Genomic DNA, 18,045 nt, shown 5'->3' on the forward strand with positions numbered 1-18,045 from the left:
CACAACGCGCGGCGGCTACCGGCCCCCGCGGATCAATCCGCCCATGCCGCGTCGCTCCATAAACGCCGCCACCAAATGGCGCACTTCCGTGGTCATCTGGGTGTTCAACACCCGCTGCGCCAACATTTCGGCGTCGGCAAGGTCGATATGCCGCAGCAGGTATTTGATGCGCGCCACGCTGCGGCCGTTCATGCTCAGATTGCGATAGCCCATGCCCACCAGCAACAGCGCGCCCATGGGATCGCCGGCCAGTTCACCGCACAGGCTAAGCTGCAACCCGGCAGCGTTCCCCTGCTCGGCGATCAATTTCAGCACCTGCAGCATCGCGGGGTGCAAACTGTCATACAGCGAGGCGACTCGGGTATTGTTGCGATCCACCGCCAACAGGTACTGGGTCAAATCGTTGGTGCCGACCGAGATGAAATCAACGCGCCCGGCCAGATGCGGGATCAGGAAAATCATCGACGGCACTTCCAGCATCACACCGATTTTCGGTTTCGGGATCGCGTAGCCGAGCACCTCTTCCACCTCGCGCCCGGCGCGGTCAATCAGGCGTTTGGCCTCATCGACCTCTTCCAGGCTGGTGATCATCGGCAGCAGAATGCCCAGATTGCCGGTGCCGGCGTTGGCACGCAGCATGGCGCGCACCTGAATCAAAAAGATCTCCGGCTGATCCAGGGTGATGCGGATGCCGCGCCAGCCCAGGCAGGGGTTCTCTTCGCTGATCGGCATATAAGGCAGCTGCTTGTCGGCGCCGATATCCAGAGTGCGCAGCGTAACCGGCTTGCTCGGGTAAAGCTGCAGCATGCCCTGGTACTGCGCGACCTGTTCCTCTTCGGAGGGGAAGCCGCTTTGCAACATGAACGGGATTTCGGTGCGGTATAACCCCACGCCATCTACCCGGCCGCCCAACAGCTGTTCATGTTCCGGGCTGAGGCCGGCATTCAGCATCACCTGAATGCGCTCGCCGCTTTTCAACTGCGCCGGCTGCTCGACGTCGTCTTCCGCCAGCTTGCTCAGCTCCAGCTCTTCGCTGATCAGCCGTTGATATTCCTGCACCAGCACCGGTTCAGGATCGACCAGCAGTTCACCGCGATAACCGTCGACGATCAGCAGCCGCTGGCTGAGCAGAGAAGGCTGGATGTCGGCGCCCATCACCGTCGGCACCCCCATCGCCCGCACCAGAATCGCCGCATGCGAGTTGGCGGCACCGTCGCGCACCACCACGCCGACCAGGCGATCCTGCGGCACTTCGGCCAGCAATGTCGCGGTCAGCTCATCCGCCACCAGCACAAAACGCGCCGGCCACTGGGTGGCGCCCTGAGTGGTGTCGTCGAGGTGGAACAGCAGGCGCTGGCCCAGCGCGCGCAGGTCGCTGCCGCGCTCGCGCATGTAGGTGTCCTGCAGTTTGGCAAACTGCTCGGCAAAGGCCTCTATCACCTGTTTCACCGCCCACTCCGCCACCGAACCGTTGTCGATTTCGGCGAACAGTTCGCGCTTGAGGCGGGCGTCGTTTAGCAGGTGAGAGTAAAGATCGAAGATCGCCGCGCTCTCCTTTTGCGAGCTGGCGGCAAAACGCTTGCTGAAGCGGCGAAACTCCGCGCCGGCCTCTTCCAGCGCCAGCGTCAGGCGCTCGCGCTCGCTGGCGGTGTCCAGCGTCGAAGCGCGGTAAACCTGATCGAGCGAAGGCTGGCTGCTGTCCTGCCACCCTTCCGCCACCGCCACGCCGGGTGAGGCCGCCAGCGCGCGCACGCGCGTTTGGCGATACTGGCCGAAAATGGCGTTAAGCTGCGATTGTGACAGGATCCCGGCCATCTGCGTGGCCAGGGTGACCATGAAAGACTCTTCGCTTTCGTCGAACTGGCGCAGCTCGCGCTGCTGCACCACCAGCACGCCCAGCAGCTGGCGCCGATGAATGATCGGCACCCCGAGGAAGGATCGGAAACGATCCTCTTTCACCTGCGGGACGTATTTGAAACTGGGGTGGCTTTGGGCATCGGCCAGGTTGATAGGCTCGGCTCTGCGGCCGACCAACCCGACGACGCCCTCATCAAACGCCAATGCGATAGTGCGCCCGCGCGGCTTTTTCAGCCCGCGCGTGGCCATCAGGTAGTAGCAGCGGCGATCGTTGTCCGCCAGATAGATGGAACACACTTCGGTGTCCATCGCCAGACAGGTTTCATTGACCAGCAGATCCAGCGCATCCGTCAGACTGGCCGCCGCAGCCACCTTCTCTACAATTTCTCGCAAGCGCGTGAGCATAGTCGGCTTAACTTAACCTCTCTTTCGGCGATAAGCAGGGGCCTGCCGCGGCGCCGCCTGCTCTTGCATCGGCATCACGGTCACGGCGAATTCTTTCATCACCCGGCGGTAAACGTCGCGTTTGAACGACACCACCTGGCGTACCGGATACCAGAAGCTCACCCAGCGCCAACCGTCGAACTCCGGCGTGCTGCTGCGCTGCATATTGATATCAGCGTCATTGCACAGTAGCTGCAACAAAAACCATTTTTGCTTTTGGCCGATACAAACCGGCTTTGTGTCCCAACGCACCAAACGTTTCGGCAATTTATAGCGCAACCAGTTGCGGGTCGAAGCCAGGATGCGCACATCCTTTTTACTCAGCCCCACTTCTTCGAACAGCTCACGGTACATCGCCTGCTCCGCAGTTTCGCCAGGGTTAATCCCACCTTGGGGAAACTGCCAGGAGTGCTGACCGTAACGGCGGGCCCATAAGACCTGCCCCTGACGATTACAGATTACGATACCAACATTCGGGCGGTAGCCATCATCATCGATCACCGGACTACCTCGATAAGCTTAAATTCGCATAGATGTCCTGATTGTTTCACACAAGCTACAGGCGGTAAACCACTGCTTTACGGCGCTGCGGGCCGAATAACATTGGGATAACTCACAGATATAGGCAAAGTTATAAACATACCCTAGCCTTTCAGACCGGTTTTATTCACTTTTTCTGTGGATAGGTGTGTGCAGAACTCGAGGAATAAGCCGGTAAAACTCTTAACCCCCAAAATCCCCCCTCAACACTAAAAACGCATATTTATTTTAAAAACATACAATTATGCATTAACGCATCGTTATATACAGGGCAAAAATGTGATCTATGCACGGTAAGGATCTTACCCTGGCGAAAGATCCATCAACGTCGTTTTTATCCACAGATTATCCGGGCAAGTTACGCACAAAACGGACAAATTCGTAAAAAACCGCCCGAGTCAAGGCTGTAAATTGAACCAGTGATCGGCAAAAATTTGGGTTATCCCAAAAATCTGTGGATAAATAGGTGTAAGATCCTGTTTATTGTCGGTGGCTTCAGGTGAACAAGCCCCGCCAGTGCATTGTCCACCACGCCAAGAAAGGAAAAAAGTCATGTAAAATCATGCTACTATTATTCTTTTCCCCAAGCGATGGCGGTTATCGCTCACCGCGCATAATTGCAGTACGTTTTTCAACCAAACCAGACAGGCTTGATTTATGGCGTTTTTATCCCCTTTGCCGCCCCCGCCGGAAAATGAACGGCAGCTGTTCGAGCGCGCTCAGGCGCTGGCCGGCGCCAGCTTTGGCGAACTGGCCGCTCGCGCGCAGCTGCCAATCCCCAAGGATCTGAAACGCGATAAAGGTTGGGTAGGCATGCTGCTGGAGCTGTATCTCGGCGCCATGGCCGGCAGCAAACCGGAGCAGGACTTTCCCGAGCTGGGCATCGAGCTGAAAACCATTCCTGTCGACGCCGCCGGCAAACCGCTGGAAACCACTTTTGTCTGCGTCGCTCCGCTCACCGGCAACAGCGGCGTCACCTGGGCCAACAGCCACGTTCGCTACAAGCTGGCGCGCGTGTTGTGGATACCGGTAGAAGGCGAACGCCAGATCCCGCTGGCCGAACGCCGCGTCGGTTCGCCGCTGCTGTGGAGCCCAAGCGCGGCAGAAGACGAAATGCTGCGCCGCGATTGGGAAGAATTGATGGATTTGATCGTGCTCGGCCACGTAGAGCGCATCACCGCACGCCACGGCGAAGTGCTGCAGCTGCGCCCCAAAGCGGCTAACAGCAAGGCGCTCACCGAAGCCATCGGCGAACAAGGGCAACCGATCATGACGCTGCCGCGCGGCTTCTATCTGAAAAAGAGTTTTACCGGCGCGCTGCTGGCAAGACATTTCTCAATCTAAGCGATTTCGTTTAACTCTGGTTTAGCTGCCCCTATCAGCGCCATGATAAACGCGTATAATTCACGCTTTGCATTTATTAAGTATTAATAAGGTGTGTCGAGCAATGTTCGAATGGATTATGGATCCCAATGCCTGGTTAGCGTTAGGCACGCTAACCATTCTTGAGATCGTACTGGGTATTGATAACATCATTTTTCTGTCGCTGGTGGTGGCCAAGCTGCCCAAAGCGCAACAGAACAAAGCTCGCCGGATCGGGCTGGCCGCCGCCATGCTTATGCGCCTGGCGCTGCTGGCTTCCATCGCCTGGGTGATTCGTCTAACCCATCCGCTGTTTACCGTGATGGAGCACAGCGTATCCGCTCGCGATCTGATCCTGCTGCTGGGCGGGCTGTTCCTGATCTGGAAAGCCAGCAAAGAGATCCACGAAACCATCGAAGGGTCGGAAGAAGAGCACCACACCAAGGTGCACAGCTTCTTCGGCGCGATCGTGCAGATCATGCTGTTGGATATTATCTTCAGCCTGGATTCGGTGATTACCGCCGTGGGCCTTTCCGACCATCTGTTCATCATGATGGCGGCAGTGGTGATCGCCGTCGGCGTGATGATGTTCGCTGCCCGACCGATCGGCGAATTCGTCAACCGCCATCCATCGGTGAAAATGCTGGCGCTGGCGTTCCTGATCCTGGTGGGCTTCACGCTGATGCTGGAAAGCTTCCAGGTGCACGTGCCAAAAGGCTACATCTACTTCGCCATGTTCTTCTCGATGTCGGTAGAAGCGCTCAATCTGATGCGCAGCAAAAAAAATCGCGCGCCGGAATAACGCTATCTATATGAAAGCCGCCATTGGCGGCTTTCATCACTTCGTTGACCTCTCATTTCACTTTTTCTTATCAGATAAAGACTTATCTGAGACGCGCTTCGCCGAGAGTTTGCTAATCTTGAAAGAACATTATTTTCTGCATAATCGAGGATCCGCAGGATGAAAAAGTGGGTAATGGCAGTGTCTGCGCTGGTGATGGTGGCTGGCCTGGCGGGGTGTTCCAGCGACTACGTGATGGCGACCAAAGACGGCAACATGATCCTGACGCAAGGCAAACCGGAGATCGATGAAGATACCGGCCTCATCAGCTATAAAGACGAGAAAGGCAACCAGCGCCAGATCAACGGCGATCAAGTTTCTCAGGTTATCGAACGCTAATCACCGCCCGCCGGCTATCGCCCGTTCAAGCGCGGTAGCCCCCATTCGCGTCCGCACGGAATCCGCTTCCCCCATCTTCACCGCTTGGTTATAGTCAGGAAAGGCGACATCGCCGCCCGACGGACTCTGCGCCGTCTTCTGACATTGGGCTCCTGTTTCACCGGGCCGCGCGGCCCGTAAGCGCTAACAAGAAAGGAAGGCCGTTAATGCAATACCACCGTATTCCCCACAGTTCTTTAGAAGTGAGCGTGCTGGGACTGGGCACCATGACCTTTGGCGAACAGAACAGCGAAGCCGACGCCCATGCGCAACTGGACTATGCATTGGCCGCAGGCGTCAACCTGATAGACACCGCCGAACTGTACCCGGTGCCGCCCCGTCCGGAAACCCAGGGCCTGACCGAAAGCTATATCGGCAGCTGGCTCAAGGCGCGCGGCAATCGCGAAAAAATCGTCCTGGCCAGCAAAGTCTCGGGCCCGGTGCGCGGCACCGACAGCAGCATTCGCCCGCAGCAGGCGCTCGATCGCAAAAACATCCGCGCCGCGCTGGACGCCAGCCTCAAGCGGCTGAATACCGATTATCTCGATCTCTACCAATTGCACTGGCCGCAGCGCGCCACCAACTGTTTTGGCAAACTCAACTATCAATACACCGACGACAAAGCCACGGTCACGCTGCTGGAAACGCTGGAGGCGCTGACCGAGCAGGTGCGCGCCGGCAAGATCCGCTATATCGGGGTTTCCAATGAAACGCCCTGGGGCGTGATGCGCTACCTGCAGCTGGCGGAGAAACACGAGCTGCCGCGCATCGTGTCGATTCAAAACCCGTACAGCCTGCTGAACCGCAGCTTTGAGATTGGCCTGGCCGAGATCAGCCAGCACGAAGGGGTGGAACTGCTGGCCTATTCCAGCCTGGCGTTCGGTACCCTGAGCGGTAAATACCTCAATGGCGCAAAACCGGCCGGTGCGCGCAATACGCTGTTCACCCGCTTCAACCGTTATTCAGGTCAGCAAACCCAGCTGGCGATCGCCGAGTACGTGGCGCTGGCCAAAAAACACGGGCTGGATCCTTCGCAGATGGCGTTGGCCTTCGTGCGTCAACAGCCGTTCGTCGCCAGCACCCTGCTGGGCGCCACCACGGTGGATCAGTTGAAAATCAACATCGACAGCCTCGATGTGGTATTGGATGAAGACGTACTGCAGGCGCTCGAAGAAATCCATACCCGGTTTACCATTCCGGCGCCTTAATACAGCAAGGGCGCAGCCTGGCTGCGCCCCGTTTCACCGCCGCTGCGACCACCACAGCGCGCTAATCGCCAGCGCAAACACCACGCCAAACCCTACGCCGACGCCCACCACCGGCACGCCCAGCTTCACCACCAGCGAATACAGCGCCAGCATCAGCAACATGGCGGCGTTTTCACCCAGGTTTTGCACCGCGATAGCATTGCCGGCGCCGACCGAATGCTTGCCCCGCTCCTGCAGCAACGCATTGAGCGGCACCACGAAGAAGCCCCCCAGCATGCCGATGATCGCCAACAAGACATAGGCATTGAGCATGGTGGTTTGCAGCGCGAATACCGCGACCGCAACGCCGATCAGGATCCCGGCCGGCATGCAGCGCTTCACCGTCTTCAGCGTGACAAAGCGTGCGGCGGCGCCGGCCCCCACCACGATACCGACGGCTACCATGGCGTTCAGCAGCGTCGGCGTGGCGTTATCGGCGATGCCGAGCGCCACCGGCACCCACAGCACCAGCAGAAAACGCAGCGTCACGCCGGCCCCCCAGAACAGGCTGGTGCCGATCAAGGAAAAACGCGTCTGCCCATCGCGCCATAACGTGACGCAGGCGGTAAAGAAGCTGTTCGTCATGGCCCGCGGGCGCCAGGAAGCCCCCGGGCGCGCCGCCGCGAGGCGCGGAATATACAGGTTGGCGACCACTGCCCCCGCGTAAACCAAGGCGCAGACCGCCAGCGCCGCCACCACATGCCAGTCCGCCAGAATGCCACCGGCCACCGAACCGGTCAGAATGGCGGCGATAGTCGAGGCCTCCATCAGGCCGTTAGCCTTGACCAGCTTCTCGCCGCTGGTGATCTCGCCCAGAATGCCGTATTTGGCCGGCGAATACGCGGCGGCTCCCACCCCGACCAGGCTGTAGCCGAGGAACGGGTTTCCCCCAAAACAGATCACCAACGCCCCCGCCAATTTTAAGGCGTTGGCGAACATCATCACCCGCCCTTTGGCAAAGCTGTCGGCCACCTGGCCGACGAACGGCGCCAGGATGATGTAGGTGGCGACGAAGGCCATCTGCAGGATCGGCTGGCTCCAGTCCGGATACAGCTGCTGCTTGATCAACGCCAGCGTGGCGAACAGCAACGCATTGTCGCCGAACGCCGAGAGGAACTGCGCGCTGATGACGGCGATCATGCCGCGTGACAGCAAAGGGGACTCGGTCGAAGGATTCATCAGGCACTCTCCGGCTGTTCGGCCATATGACGCAGGGTGACGAAATCGGGTTTGCCGCTGCCGAGCACCGGCAGCGTTTTCAACAGGCGAATATCGCGCGGCACCGCCAGCTCCGGGCTGCCCAGCTCACGCGCCACCCGCAGCAATGCTTCACGAGTGATGGCGGGATCGGTGGTGAACAGCACCAGCGCCTCGCCTTTGCTGCTGTCGCCTTTGGCCGTGGCGGCATGCATTTTTTCCGGCGACAGCCGTTGCGCCAGCAATTCGACGCTCTCCAGCGACACCATCTCGCCCGCCAGCTTGGCGAAGCGTTTCACGCGGCCGCGAATGGTGCAATAGCCCTGCTCATCCAGGCTGACGATATCGCCGGTGTCGTACCAGCCCGGCTGCAGCACGCCGTTCGCATCTTCCGCCGCCGGCGGTTCCAGCTCGCCGGGGCGCTCAACCCGCAGATAGCCTTTCATGATGTTCGGCCCCTTCAGCTGCAGGCGGCCGCCGTTATCGATGCCCGGCACCGCAATCAGGCGCGCCTCCATCTGCGGCATGATGCGGCCGACGGTGCCCACCTTGGTCGCCAACGGCACGTTAATGGACACCACCGGCGCGCACTCGGTCACGCCATAGCCTTCCAGAATGCGGATGCCGTATTTGTCCTGGTAGATCTGTTTGGTGCTGTCCGCCAGTTTCTCCGCGCCGGCCACCACGTAGCGCAGGCGGGCGAAATCATACGGATGCGCGAAGCGCGCATAGTTGTTGAGGAAGGTCGCCGTGCCGAACAACACCGTGCAGTTGCGGTCATACACCAGCTCCGGCACCACGCGATAGTGCAGCGGGCTGGGGTAGAGGAAAATGCGGCTGCCGGTGATCAGCGGCGTAAGCAGCCCCACCGTCAGGCCGAACGAGTGGAACAGCGGCAGCGACGACATGAAACGGTCGCACGGCGTGAAGTCGGCGATGGTGCGAATTTGTTCTACGTTAGCCAGCAGGCTGGCATGCGAATGCACCACGCCCTTGGGGTGGCCTTCGGAACCGGAAGTGAACAGGATCAGCGCCGCGTCCTCCGGGCGTTGCGGCAACGCCGCGCGCTGCGGCTGCAGCAAGTGCCGCAAAATCCACAGCTTGTCCGCCAGCGTAACGGTGTCTTTCAGATCTTCCAGATACACCCAGTTGGCCTGCGTCACCTGCTCCGGCAGGTGGGTCAGCTTGCCCTTCTCCAGAAACTGGCGCGAGGTGACGATGGTCTTGATGCCGGCGGCGAGCATCGCGCTGTTCAGGCCGTTGGCGCCGGCGGTGTAGTTGAGCATCGCCGGAATGCGGTTACGCAGCGAAGCGCCGAAGATCGCCGCCGCGGTGATGGTGGCGTTCGGCAACAGCAGCCCGACGTGTTCCCCTTCGGCGGTAAAGCGCTGCAGAATGCGGCTGACGCCCAGCGATTTCTTGATCAGCGTCTGGTAACTGTCTTCTTTGAAAGCGATGTCTTCGATACAGGGCTTGCGGCGCCCGTAGCGGTGCTGCGCCGCCAGCAAGGCATGGAACAGCGTCTGCGGTTCGCGCGTATCCATTCGCGCCCGCATCATGATCTGCATCAGCCGATCGCCCGCCAGCGCCCGGCGTTCACGCGCGCGCGGCGCTTCCGGCATCGGCAGCGTGGTCGGCGGCAAGATGCGGATGCTGATTCGCGGGAACCAGCGGATCTTGAATACCCCGGCCATGCGGCCGAACGGGCTGAACTCGGGGCCGTCGATCCGCACCGGCACCACGGTGGCGCCCGATTTGGCAGCGATAAACGCCGCGCCGTCGTAGATTTTCATCAGCGCGCCGGTCACGGTGATGCGCCCTTCAGGGAACACCACGATCGGCCGCCCCTGCTCGACCATGCGCACCAGTTGCTTGATGGCCATCGGCTTGGTGGGATCGAGCGAGACGAAATCAATGTAGGGCCGCAGCCAGCGCATAAACCAGCTCTCGCCGATGCTGGCGTAAACCGCAAACACCGGTTTAATCGGCAGGAACAGCGCCAGCAACACGCCGTCGAGGAAAGAGACGTGGTTCGGCGTAATCAGCAGTTTTTGCCGCTCGAAGTGCTGAACGTCCCCTTCGACCCGTACCCGAAACAGCAGGCGAAACAGCGCGCGCAGCAGTGAAAAGATCATGCCCTTCTCCCTTGGCCATGGAGGCGTAAATCGTTGTAGGGAAAAGAATACTATATGGCAGGCAAAAAAAAACCTACGCATCCGCGTAGGTTGGTGCAATTGAAAATGGCTTCAACATACAGAGTATGCTGATTTCTCACCAATCAATACCTCTGGGATCACCTACTCTAGAGAGATGGCGTGCAGGAAACTACCGGCGAATCGCAAGAGTTCTGCTCCAAATGCAACCAGCTGTAAATTTCCCGCGATCTGCTGTAATAACTCAATGAAACTTAAACCTTCCCGCAGCGGCGAAAAAATAAATACAGCCGCGACGGCGAGCCGGTTATCCCGACGTGAAACCTTCACTCATCGCGCGCTGACCTCCACCAGGCAACTCATGGCGTTCGGCCCCTGCGTCAGCGGCGAGGTGCCGATATCCAGCGTCAGCACGTTCGGGTTGCCCGCCTGCTCGACCGGCCGGCGCTGCGCGTCGTAACCCGGCTCGAACCAGGCGCCGGTCGCCATCAGCACCACGCCGCGCGTCACGCCGTCGGTGAGGGAGGCCCCCGCCAGACAGCTGCCGCGCGCATTGCTGACCAGCACTTCGGCGCCGTCCGCCACGCCGCGCTGCGCCGCGTCCTCCGGATGCATATACAGGGTTTCGCGCCCGGCGGTCTTATTGCCCTGCGCCAGCGGCGCCGGATCCATCTGGCTGTGCAGACGATCGCTCGGTTGAATGGAGATCAGATGCAGCGGCCAGGTTTTGGCCTGCGGCGCCCCCAGCCACTCGACCGGCGGCCGCCACTGCGGATGCGGAGCGAAATCCTCGTAGCGATAACCGGCGATCCGCTCGCTGAACAGTTCGATCTTGCCGCTGGGCGTCTGAAGCGGGTTAGCCTGCGGATCGGCGCGAAACGCGTCAAAAAACACGAACTCCTTGGCCGGCGCGGGCAGTTCGACATAGCCCCGGCGCCAAAAATCCTCAAACTCGGGCCAGGCGACGCCGGCGCGCCGCTGCGCCGCGCCGCATTGCCGATAGATATCTTCGATCCAGGCCCGCTCGCCGCGGTTTTCGGTAAAGCGCTCGCGATAGCCCAGGCGCTCCGCCAGATCGGCGAAGATATCGAAATCGTTGCGCGCCTGATGCTGCGGCGCAATCGCCTGATGCATCGCCAGCACGTAGCGATCGCGCGAGGAGCCGCCGATGTCGTTGCGCTCCAGCGAACTGGTGACCGGCAACACGATATCCGCCATTTTGGCCGCCGCCGTCCACCAGATATCTTGTACGATCACCGTATCCGGCTTCTGCCAGCCTTCCACCAGCCGGTTCAGCTGCTGATGGTGATGGAACGGGTTGCCGCCGGCCCAGTGCACCAGGTGGATATCCGGGTACTGCCGCGTCTCGCCGCAAAATTGATAGGTTTCGCCGGGGTGCAGCAGCATGTCGCAGATGCGCGCCACCGGGATCGCCAGCCCGGCCGGGTTTTCCCCTACCGGCATGGTCGGCGCGGGTGTGTCCACGCGCGGGTTGCCGACGCCGTTCATCGAGCCGTGGCCGAACGAGAAGCCGCCGCCCGGCAGGCCCACCTGGCCCAACATCGACGACAGCGCGATCATCATCCAATAGGGTTGCTCGCCGCGGTGCGCGCGCTGTACGGAGTAGGAACAGGTGATAAAACTGCGCACGCCGATCAGCTGCCGCGCCAGCAGGGCGATGCGCGCCGCCGGAATGCCGGTAATGGCGCTGGCCCAGGCCGGCGTTTTCGCCACGCCGTCGCTCACGCCGTTCAGGTAATCCGCCAACTGTTGATAGCCCACGCAGTGGCTGCGCAGGAAGGCTTCGTCCTGCGCGCCCAGCCGCTGAATTTCGTAAGCCAGCGCCAGCATCAGCGCCACGTCGGTATTCGGCCGGATCGGGATCCACTCCGCGTTGACGAACCCGGGGCAGTCGTCGCGCATCGGGCTGATGTTGACAACCGGCGTGCCCTTGTGCGCCAGCTTTTGCAGCCAGGGTTTGAGCGCATGCTCCGCCGCGCCGCCGGAAGAGACCTGGGCATTTTTCAGCGCCAGCCCGCCAAACGCCACAAACAGCTCGCAATGCTCCACCACGCTTGGCCAACTGGTGACGCGCCCGGTCAACGGCGAGAAAGTGCCGATCACATACGGCAGGAAAAACTGCGCCGCGCCCCAGCTGTAGTTGCCCTGCTGATCGACCCCGCCGCCGCCGCTGAAATAGAACCGTCGCACCAGCGAGCGCGCATGATGCAAGCGCCCGGCCGACGACCAGCCATAAGAGCCGGTAAACAGCCCGGAGGCGCCGTAGCGATCGCGCACCCGGCGATTCTCCTGCGCCACCAAATCGAGCGCCAGTTCCCAATCCACTTCGACGAAATCTTCCCTGCCGCGCAGCGTGCGGTCGCTGCCCTCGCGCTTTTGCAGCCACGAGCGGCGCACCGCCGGCTTGCGGATACGTTTGTCGGAGTAAACCATCGGTACGATGGAATCGAGCAACGGCGAAGGGTCGGGATCGTCGGCGAAAGGTTCACAGCGGATAAGCCGGCCGTCTTCAACCACGGCGGTATAGGCGCCCCAATGGGCGAGCTGCGGATAGCGTTTAATGGACATGGCGTTCTCGGCGCAAATCGGAATGCACAGACGTTACCTCAGCCCGTCGCCAGTGCCAACGTACAAATTGCGCTATCGTTCGGCGGCCGACGGTTATGCGCACAGCCGCGAAAAGATTCTGCAACGGCCGCCACAAGTTGCGCACAACACCGCTTGCAGCCCCGGTTTTTTTCCGCAAAACTGGGGGATGTAAGCGATTACCCAGGATGTGTTGACTGATATGGCTACGATAAAGGATGTTGCCAGGCTGGCGGGTGTTTCCGTGGCCACGGTATCCCGCGTGATAAACAATTCTCCCAAGGCCAGCGAAGGGTCGCGCACCGCGGTGCTGGCCGCCATGGAACAGCTGCAGTATCACCCCAATGCCAACGCACGGGCGCTGGCGCAGCAGTCCACCGAAACGCTGGGCCTGATCGTCTCCGACGTTTCCGACCCCTTCTTCGGGGCGATGGTCAAAGCGGTCGAGCAGGTGGCCTACGCCACCCACAATTTTCTGCTGATTGGCAACGGTTACCACGACGCCGAAAAAGAGCGTCAGGCGATTGAACAGCTGGTGCGACATCGCTGCGAGGCGCTGGTGGTGCACGCCAAAAGTCTGAGCGATCGGGAACTTGGCGGCTGGATGCAGCAGATCCCGGGCATGGTGCTGATCAACCGCACGCTGCCGGGTTTTGAAACGCGCTGCGTGGCGCTCGACGATCGCTACGGCGCCTGGCTGGCGACCCGTCATCTGATCCAGCAAGGGCATCAGCGCATCGCCATCATCTGCTCCACCCACCAGATTTCCGACGCCACCGATCGCCTGCAAGGCTATCTCGACGCTCTGCAGGAGCACGGCATTGCGGTGGATGAAAAGCTGATCGCCTACGGCGAACCGGACGAGATCGGCGGCGAACAGGCGATGACCGAATTGCTCGGCCGCGGCCGCTCTTTCTCCGCCGTTACCTGCTACAACGATCCGATGGCCGCCGGCGCGCTTTCGGTGCTGAGCGACAACAGCGTCGACGTACCGGGGCAAATTTCGCTGATCGGTTTCGACGACGTACTGATTTCGCGCTACCTGCGGCCGCGCCTGACCACCGTTCGCTACCCGATCGTGGCGATGGCGACCCAGGCGGCGGAACTGGCCCTGGCCTTGGCCAATCGTCAACCGCTGCCGGAAATCACCAACATGTTCAGCCCGACGCTGGTGCGCCGCCACTCGGTCGCCACCCTCAACAACGCGCACGAACAGCCGTAATTCGCGCCGCCGCATGGGTGGAGCCATCACCCGTGCGTTCAGATTGCGCAGCCCGCCGCATTTCCCGCTTTTGGATTTTTTCCGCTCCCAGCGTTCGTGCATATTGTTGGCACAATAACCTTTACACTATATAGCATAAACGCTATATTCGGAGCGCATCATGTGGCAAGTGGTGACCGTCGAACGGTTCGACGACTGGTTTTTAGCGCTGAACAACGCCCAGCAAACAAGCATCCTGGCGGCGATCTTCAAATTGCAGACGTTCGGCCCGCAGTTGACGCGGCCGCATGCCGATACGCTGTATTTTTCCGACGCGGTCCGGCAGTTGAAGGAGCTGCGCGTTCAACATCGCGGGCGCCCTTTCAGGGTGTTTTTCGCCTTTGACCCACAGCGGCAAGCGGTATTGCTGTGCGGTGGCGATAAAACCGGCGACAAACGCTTTTACCAGCGCATGTTGCCCATCGCCGCCATGGAGTTTTCACATTATCTGGCAACCCGGAGGTAGTGCAGATGGCCAAACCTTTATCCCAACTGATCGATAAACTCGATCCCGCCGTCGTTGCCGCCGCCAGGCAAAAAGCGGACCAGGAAATTTTCGAGCTGCGGCTGGCGATGCTGAGGGAAGAGCTGGCGGTCTCTCAGGTTGAATTGGCGAAGCGGCTCGGCATCAGCCAACCCTCCGTCGCCAATTTGGAAAAGCGCGGCAGCGAAATAAAGCTGTCGTCGCTCAAACGCTATATCGAGGCCATGGGCGGCACGCTGTCGCTGGATGTGCAATTGCCCAATGGCCAACACCGCCGCATGACGCTGTGAAGCGAGCGCAAGGCGCCCGCCCGCTTATCAGATAAGCTCCAGCGCGATCAGCTCTTCGATGGTCTGGCGGCGGCGGATCAGCCGCGGCTCGCCGTTTTCGAACAGCACTTCGGGCAACAGCGGGCGGCTGTTGTAGTTGGAGGACATCGATGCGCCGTAGGCGCCGGTGTCGTGGAACACCAGATAATCGCCGATCTGCACCGGCGGCAGTTCGCGGGTTTCCACGCCGCCGCCCGCCTGCTGGGTGAACACGTCGCCGGATTCGCACAGCGGCCCGGCAATTACCGTCTCGCGCAGCGCTTGCCGCGAGGTGTCGCGCCCATCGGCCGGCAACAGCGAAATATGGTGATAGCTGCCGTACATTGCCGGACGCATCAGATCGTTAAAACCGGCGTCCACCAGCACGAAGTGGCGGCTGCCCATGTCTTTTACCGCCCGCACCTCGGCCACCAAGACGCCCGCTTCCGCCATCAGGAAACGCCCCGGTTCGATCTCCAGCTGCACCGGATGCCCCAGATGCGCGGCGATGCGTTCACGCGCCCGGTTCCACAACCCGAAATAGTGTTCGGTATCGATCGCCTCTTCGCCGTACTGGTACGGGATAGACAGGCCACCGCCGGCGGAAATGGCGCTGATATCATGACCGAGATCGATCACCTGCTGCACCATCGCATCGCAGACGCGCTCCAGATGCTGGTAATCGACGCCGGAACCGATGTGCATGTGCACGCCGACAAGCTTCAGGCCGTAGCGGCGAATTTTCTCCACCGCCTGCGGCAGGTCGGCATACCAGATACCGTGCTTGCTGTTCTCGCCGCCTGTGTTGGTTTTCTGGCTGTGGCCGTGGCCAAACCCCGGGTTAATGCGCAGCCACACCGGGTGCCCTGCGGAAACCTGGCCGAGCTGATCCAGCATGTCGATGGAACCGGCGTTGACCGGGATCTTCAATTCGCTGACGCGCGCCAGCGTGGCATGATCCAACACGTCCGCGGTAAACACGATTTCGCTCGGTTCGCCGCCCGGCTGAAAACCGGCCTGCAGCGCCCGCTCGATCTCGCCCAGCGACACCGAATCCACCTTCACGCCCTGCTCGCGCATCAAGCGCAAAATATGAATGTTCGAACAGGCCTTCTGTGCGAAACGGATAGTGTCGAAGTGGCGCAGCTGAGCAATGCGCTGGCTGATGATGTCCGCATCATAGGCCCAAACCGGGCAGCCGAAACGCTGCGGCAAGGCCAACAGGTTAGCGGCGTTCAACGCAGTGGAGGTGTCGTGCAACGGGCGTGGCATGGCGATATTCCCAATTCAAAAATGACGGCAGATAACGCCATAGTGCCGCACGCTGAATCGGGTGGAAAATATCTATTTAGCCGTAGTCTATTCATTTATGATATGGCTTTCCCCACAGTCGAGCGCCCTCGCCATGCACAGCATCTCTTTGCGGCAGATCGAAATCTTTCGGGCGGTGATGACCACCGGCAACCTGACCGAGGCGGCGGCCCTGCTGCAGACCTCGCAACCGACCGTCAGCCGTGAGCTGGCGCGTTTTGAAAAGCTGATTCGGCTGCAGCTGTTCGATCGGGTGCGCGGTCGCTTGTCCCCCACGATGCAGGGCCTACGGTTGTTCGAAGAGGTGCAGCGCTCCTATTACGGCCTCGATCGCATCGTCAACGCCGCCGCCGGCATCCGCCAGTTTCAGCAGGCGCAGCTGTCGATCGTGTGCCTGCCGGTTTTTTCCCAATCGCTGCTGCCGGCGGTATGCCGGCCCTTTATCGAACGTTACCCGGAAGTCAGCTTCAGCGTTATCCCGCAAGAGTCGCCGCTGCTGGAAGAGTGGCTGTCGGCCCAGCGCCACGATCTCGGGCTGACGGAAACCACCCTGACGCCGGCGGGCACCGAGCGGGTGACGCTGATGACGTTGAACGAAGTGTGCGTGCTGCCGACGGGCCACCCACTGCTGCTGAAAGATCGGCTGACGCCGCAGGACTTCGCCGGGCAGAACTTTATCAGCCTGTCGAGCACCGACAGCTATCGCCACCTGTTGGATACGCTGTTCGGCGAGCAGGGCGTCGAGCGCCGCATGGTGATGGAAACGCACAGCGCGGCATCGGTATGCGCCATGGTGAGGGCCGGCGTGGGGGTGTCGATCGTCAACCCGCTGACGGTGCTCGACTATGCCGGCAACGGCGTGCACGTGCGGCCGTTCAGCATCGACGTGCCGTTCACCGTCAGCCTGATTCGGCCGCTACACCGCCCCTCGTCGGCGCTGGTGACGGCCTTTATCGACCACCTTCATCAGCAGGCCGCCACCTTTGTCGCCCGGCTGGCCGCCGCCGTCAGGCGCTGAAAGCGGCGGGGGAATATTGCCGCAGCATCAGCGCAGCGTCGCCTGCCACTGCGGATCGGTGGCGAACCACTCCACCAAAAAGTCCAGCATGGTGCGCAAGGTGGCGGGCATCTGGCGGCGCGAGGTGTAGATGCCGTAGATGCCCATCGACTGCGGCCGGTAATCCGGCAACAGTTCGACCAGTTCGCCGCTGGCCAGCAGCGGCGCCGCCGAATAATAGGGCTGCATGGAAATGCCCGCGCCCTGCACCGTGCCGGCCATCAGCACCACCGACTCGTTGGCGCTCAGGTTGCCGCTGACCGCTACCGCCGATTTCACGCCCTGAGCATCGAAGTGCCACAGGCTTTTGCCGAAATAGGAATAAGTCAGGCAGTTGTGCAACGCCAGATCCTGCGGTTGACGCGGGGCGCCGTGCGCCGCCAGATATGCCGGCGCGGCGCACACCACCGATGCGCAGGTGGACAGCGGGCGGGCGATCAGGTTGGGATCCAGCTCGTTGGTGATGCGCAGCGCCAGATCGATACGCTCTTCCACCAGGTTCACCGCCCGATTGTTCATCTGCAGATCGACCGCCACCTGCGGGTGGCGCTTCAGATACTGAGCGACCGCCCCCACCAGCGCCGTTTGCCCCAGCGACTGCGAACAGGTGATGCGCAGCAGGCCGCGCAGCTCGTCGCTCTGCCCTTCCTCCACCAGGTCGATCTCCCCCGCCAGCGCCAGCATTTGCCGGCAGCGCTCCAGAGTACGCTCACCGGCGTCGGTCAGACTAAGCTTACGGGTAGTGCGGTGCAGTAAACGCGCCCCGGCCCATTGCTCCATCTGCGCCAGGTAGCGCGTCACCATCGCGCGCGACATCTCCAGCGTTTCCGCAGCGGCGATCATGCTGCCGCGATCGACGATGGTGACAAAAACCTCTGCGGCGGTAATGCGATCCATGATTAGTCCGATTTATGCAACGAATAATTGCTTATTATCCGGTTTTTCTATCGCTTTATGCAACCTAACATCATTACAACATTAACCGATACCTAAGGACC

At 60.8% G+C, this 18,045-nt stretch carries 15 protein-coding genes; 8 read left to right on the forward strand and 7 right to left on the reverse strand.

From position 1 onward, the window contains the following. Positions 1–15: 15 nt before the first annotated feature. Together ptsP and rppH are read right to left on the reverse strand one after the other, a co-directional pair. A complete protein-coding gene (ptsP, locus tag ACF8MC_RS13090) occupies positions 16–2,262 on the reverse strand; it encodes a phosphoenolpyruvate--protein phosphotransferase (RefSeq protein WP_041036509.1) in 2,247 nt (748 codons plus the stop codon). A 12-nt stretch (positions 2,263–2,274) separates the two neighbouring features. Continuing rightward, entirely contained in the window at positions 2,275–2,802 is a 528-nt protein-coding gene (rppH, locus tag ACF8MC_RS13095; RefSeq protein WP_004931849.1) for an RNA pyrophosphohydrolase, read from the reverse strand. A 696-nt stretch (positions 2,803–3,498) separates the two neighbouring features. On the opposite strand from rppH, the gene mutH reads away from it, so the two are divergent. The 4 genes from mutH to ACF8MC_RS13115 all read left to right on the forward strand — a co-directional run bounded on the left by mutH (position 3,499) and on the right by ACF8MC_RS13115 (position 6,630). Next, a complete protein-coding gene (gene mutH, locus ACF8MC_RS13100; protein ID WP_033635764.1) occupies positions 3,499–4,185 on the forward strand; it encodes a DNA mismatch repair endonuclease MutH in 687 nt (228 codons plus the stop codon). Positions 4,186–4,288: 103 nt separating this feature from the next. Then, positions 4,289–5,005: a TerC family protein gene (locus ACF8MC_RS13105; protein WP_033635765.1), complete on the forward strand. Its 717-nt coding sequence runs from the start codon at positions 4,289–4,291 to the stop codon at positions 5,003–5,005. Positions 5,006–5,164: 159 nt separating this feature from the next. Then, positions 5,165–5,383: a YgdI/YgdR family lipoprotein gene (locus tag ACF8MC_RS13110; protein ID WP_033635766.1), complete on the forward strand. Its 219-nt coding sequence runs from the start codon at positions 5,165–5,167 to the stop codon at positions 5,381–5,383. A gap of 206 nt (positions 5,384–5,589) precedes the next feature. Then, positions 5,590–6,630 (forward strand): NADP(H)-dependent aldo-keto reductase, encoded by a 1,041-nt coding sequence (locus ACF8MC_RS13115; protein ID WP_033635767.1) that lies wholly within the window; start codon positions 5,590–5,592, stop codon positions 6,628–6,630. A 33-nt stretch (positions 6,631–6,663) separates the two neighbouring features. Here the strand turns inward: ACF8MC_RS13115 and lplT are convergent, their stop codons facing one another. The 3 genes from lplT to ACF8MC_RS13130 all read right to left on the reverse strand — a co-directional run bounded on the left by lplT (position 6,664) and on the right by ACF8MC_RS13130 (position 12,608). Continuing rightward, the gene (lplT, locus tag ACF8MC_RS13120) at positions 6,664–7,848 is read right to left on the reverse strand and encodes a lysophospholipid transporter LplT (RefSeq protein WP_033635770.1); all 1,185 of its coding nucleotides are present in this window, start codon (positions 7,846–7,848) and stop codon (positions 6,664–6,666) included. Next, the gene (gene aas / locus ACF8MC_RS13125) at positions 7,848–10,001 is read right to left on the reverse strand and encodes a bifunctional acyl-ACP--phospholipid O-acyltransferase/long-chain-fatty-acid--ACP ligase (protein WP_164105290.1); all 2,154 of its coding nucleotides are present in this window, start codon (positions 9,999–10,001) and stop codon (positions 7,848–7,850) included. The genes lplT and aas overlap by 1 nt, the downstream gene beginning before the upstream one ends. Before the next feature lie 348 nt (positions 10,002–10,349). Continuing rightward, positions 10,350–12,608, reverse strand: a complete 2,259-nt coding sequence (locus ACF8MC_RS13130; RefSeq protein WP_039567358.1) for a molybdopterin guanine dinucleotide-containing S/N-oxide reductase — start codon at positions 12,606–12,608, stop codon at positions 10,350–10,352. 220 nt (positions 12,609–12,828) lie between these two features. Between ACF8MC_RS13130 and galR the strand changes: the two genes are divergently transcribed. The 3 genes from galR to ACF8MC_RS13145 all read left to right on the forward strand — a co-directional run bounded on the left by galR (position 12,829) and on the right by ACF8MC_RS13145 (position 14,661). Continuing rightward, positions 12,829–13,848 carry an HTH-type transcriptional regulator GalR gene (gene galR, locus ACF8MC_RS13135; protein ID WP_033649496.1) on the forward strand — a complete coding sequence of 340 codons (1,020 nt, stop codon included), beginning with the start codon at positions 12,829–12,831 and terminating at the stop codon, positions 13,846–13,848. 160 nt (positions 13,849–14,008) lie between these two features. After that, positions 14,009–14,353 carry a type II toxin-antitoxin system RelE/ParE family toxin gene (locus ACF8MC_RS13140; RefSeq protein ID WP_033635775.1) on the forward strand — a complete coding sequence of 115 codons (345 nt, stop codon included), beginning with the start codon at positions 14,009–14,011 and terminating at the stop codon, positions 14,351–14,353. 5 nt (positions 14,354–14,358) lie between these two features. Then, positions 14,359–14,661: a helix-turn-helix domain-containing protein gene (locus ACF8MC_RS13145; RefSeq protein WP_004931828.1), complete on the forward strand. Its 303-nt coding sequence runs from the start codon at positions 14,359–14,361 to the stop codon at positions 14,659–14,661. Positions 14,662–14,688: 27 nt separating this feature from the next. Here ACF8MC_RS13145 and lysA read toward each other — a convergent pair whose 3' ends face one another. Continuing rightward, the gene (gene lysA, locus ACF8MC_RS13150; protein ID WP_033649495.1) at positions 14,689–15,951 is read right to left on the reverse strand and encodes a diaminopimelate decarboxylase; all 1,263 of its coding nucleotides are present in this window, start codon (positions 15,949–15,951) and stop codon (positions 14,689–14,691) included. Positions 15,952–16,084: 133 nt separating this feature from the next. Here lysA and ACF8MC_RS13155 point away from each other — a divergent pair, with 133 nt between their 5' ends. Continuing rightward, positions 16,085–17,008 (forward strand): LysR family transcriptional regulator, encoded by a 924-nt coding sequence (locus tag ACF8MC_RS13155; protein ID WP_060422171.1) that lies wholly within the window; start codon positions 16,085–16,087, stop codon positions 17,006–17,008. A gap of 27 nt (positions 17,009–17,035) precedes the next feature. Here the strand turns inward: ACF8MC_RS13155 and ACF8MC_RS13160 are convergent, their stop codons facing one another. Further along, positions 17,036–17,944, reverse strand: coding sequence for a LysR family transcriptional regulator (locus ACF8MC_RS13160; RefSeq protein WP_086580390.1), 909 nt, complete (start codon positions 17,942–17,944; stop codon positions 17,036–17,038). Between the last annotated feature and the right edge of the window lie 101 nt (positions 17,945–18,045).

The organism is Serratia sp. LACPHL-BACT-2024-00286, assembly GCF_043109535.1.
GTDB classification, from domain to species: domain Bacteria; phylum Pseudomonadota; class Gammaproteobacteria; order Enterobacterales; family Enterobacteriaceae; genus Serratia; species Serratia sarumanii.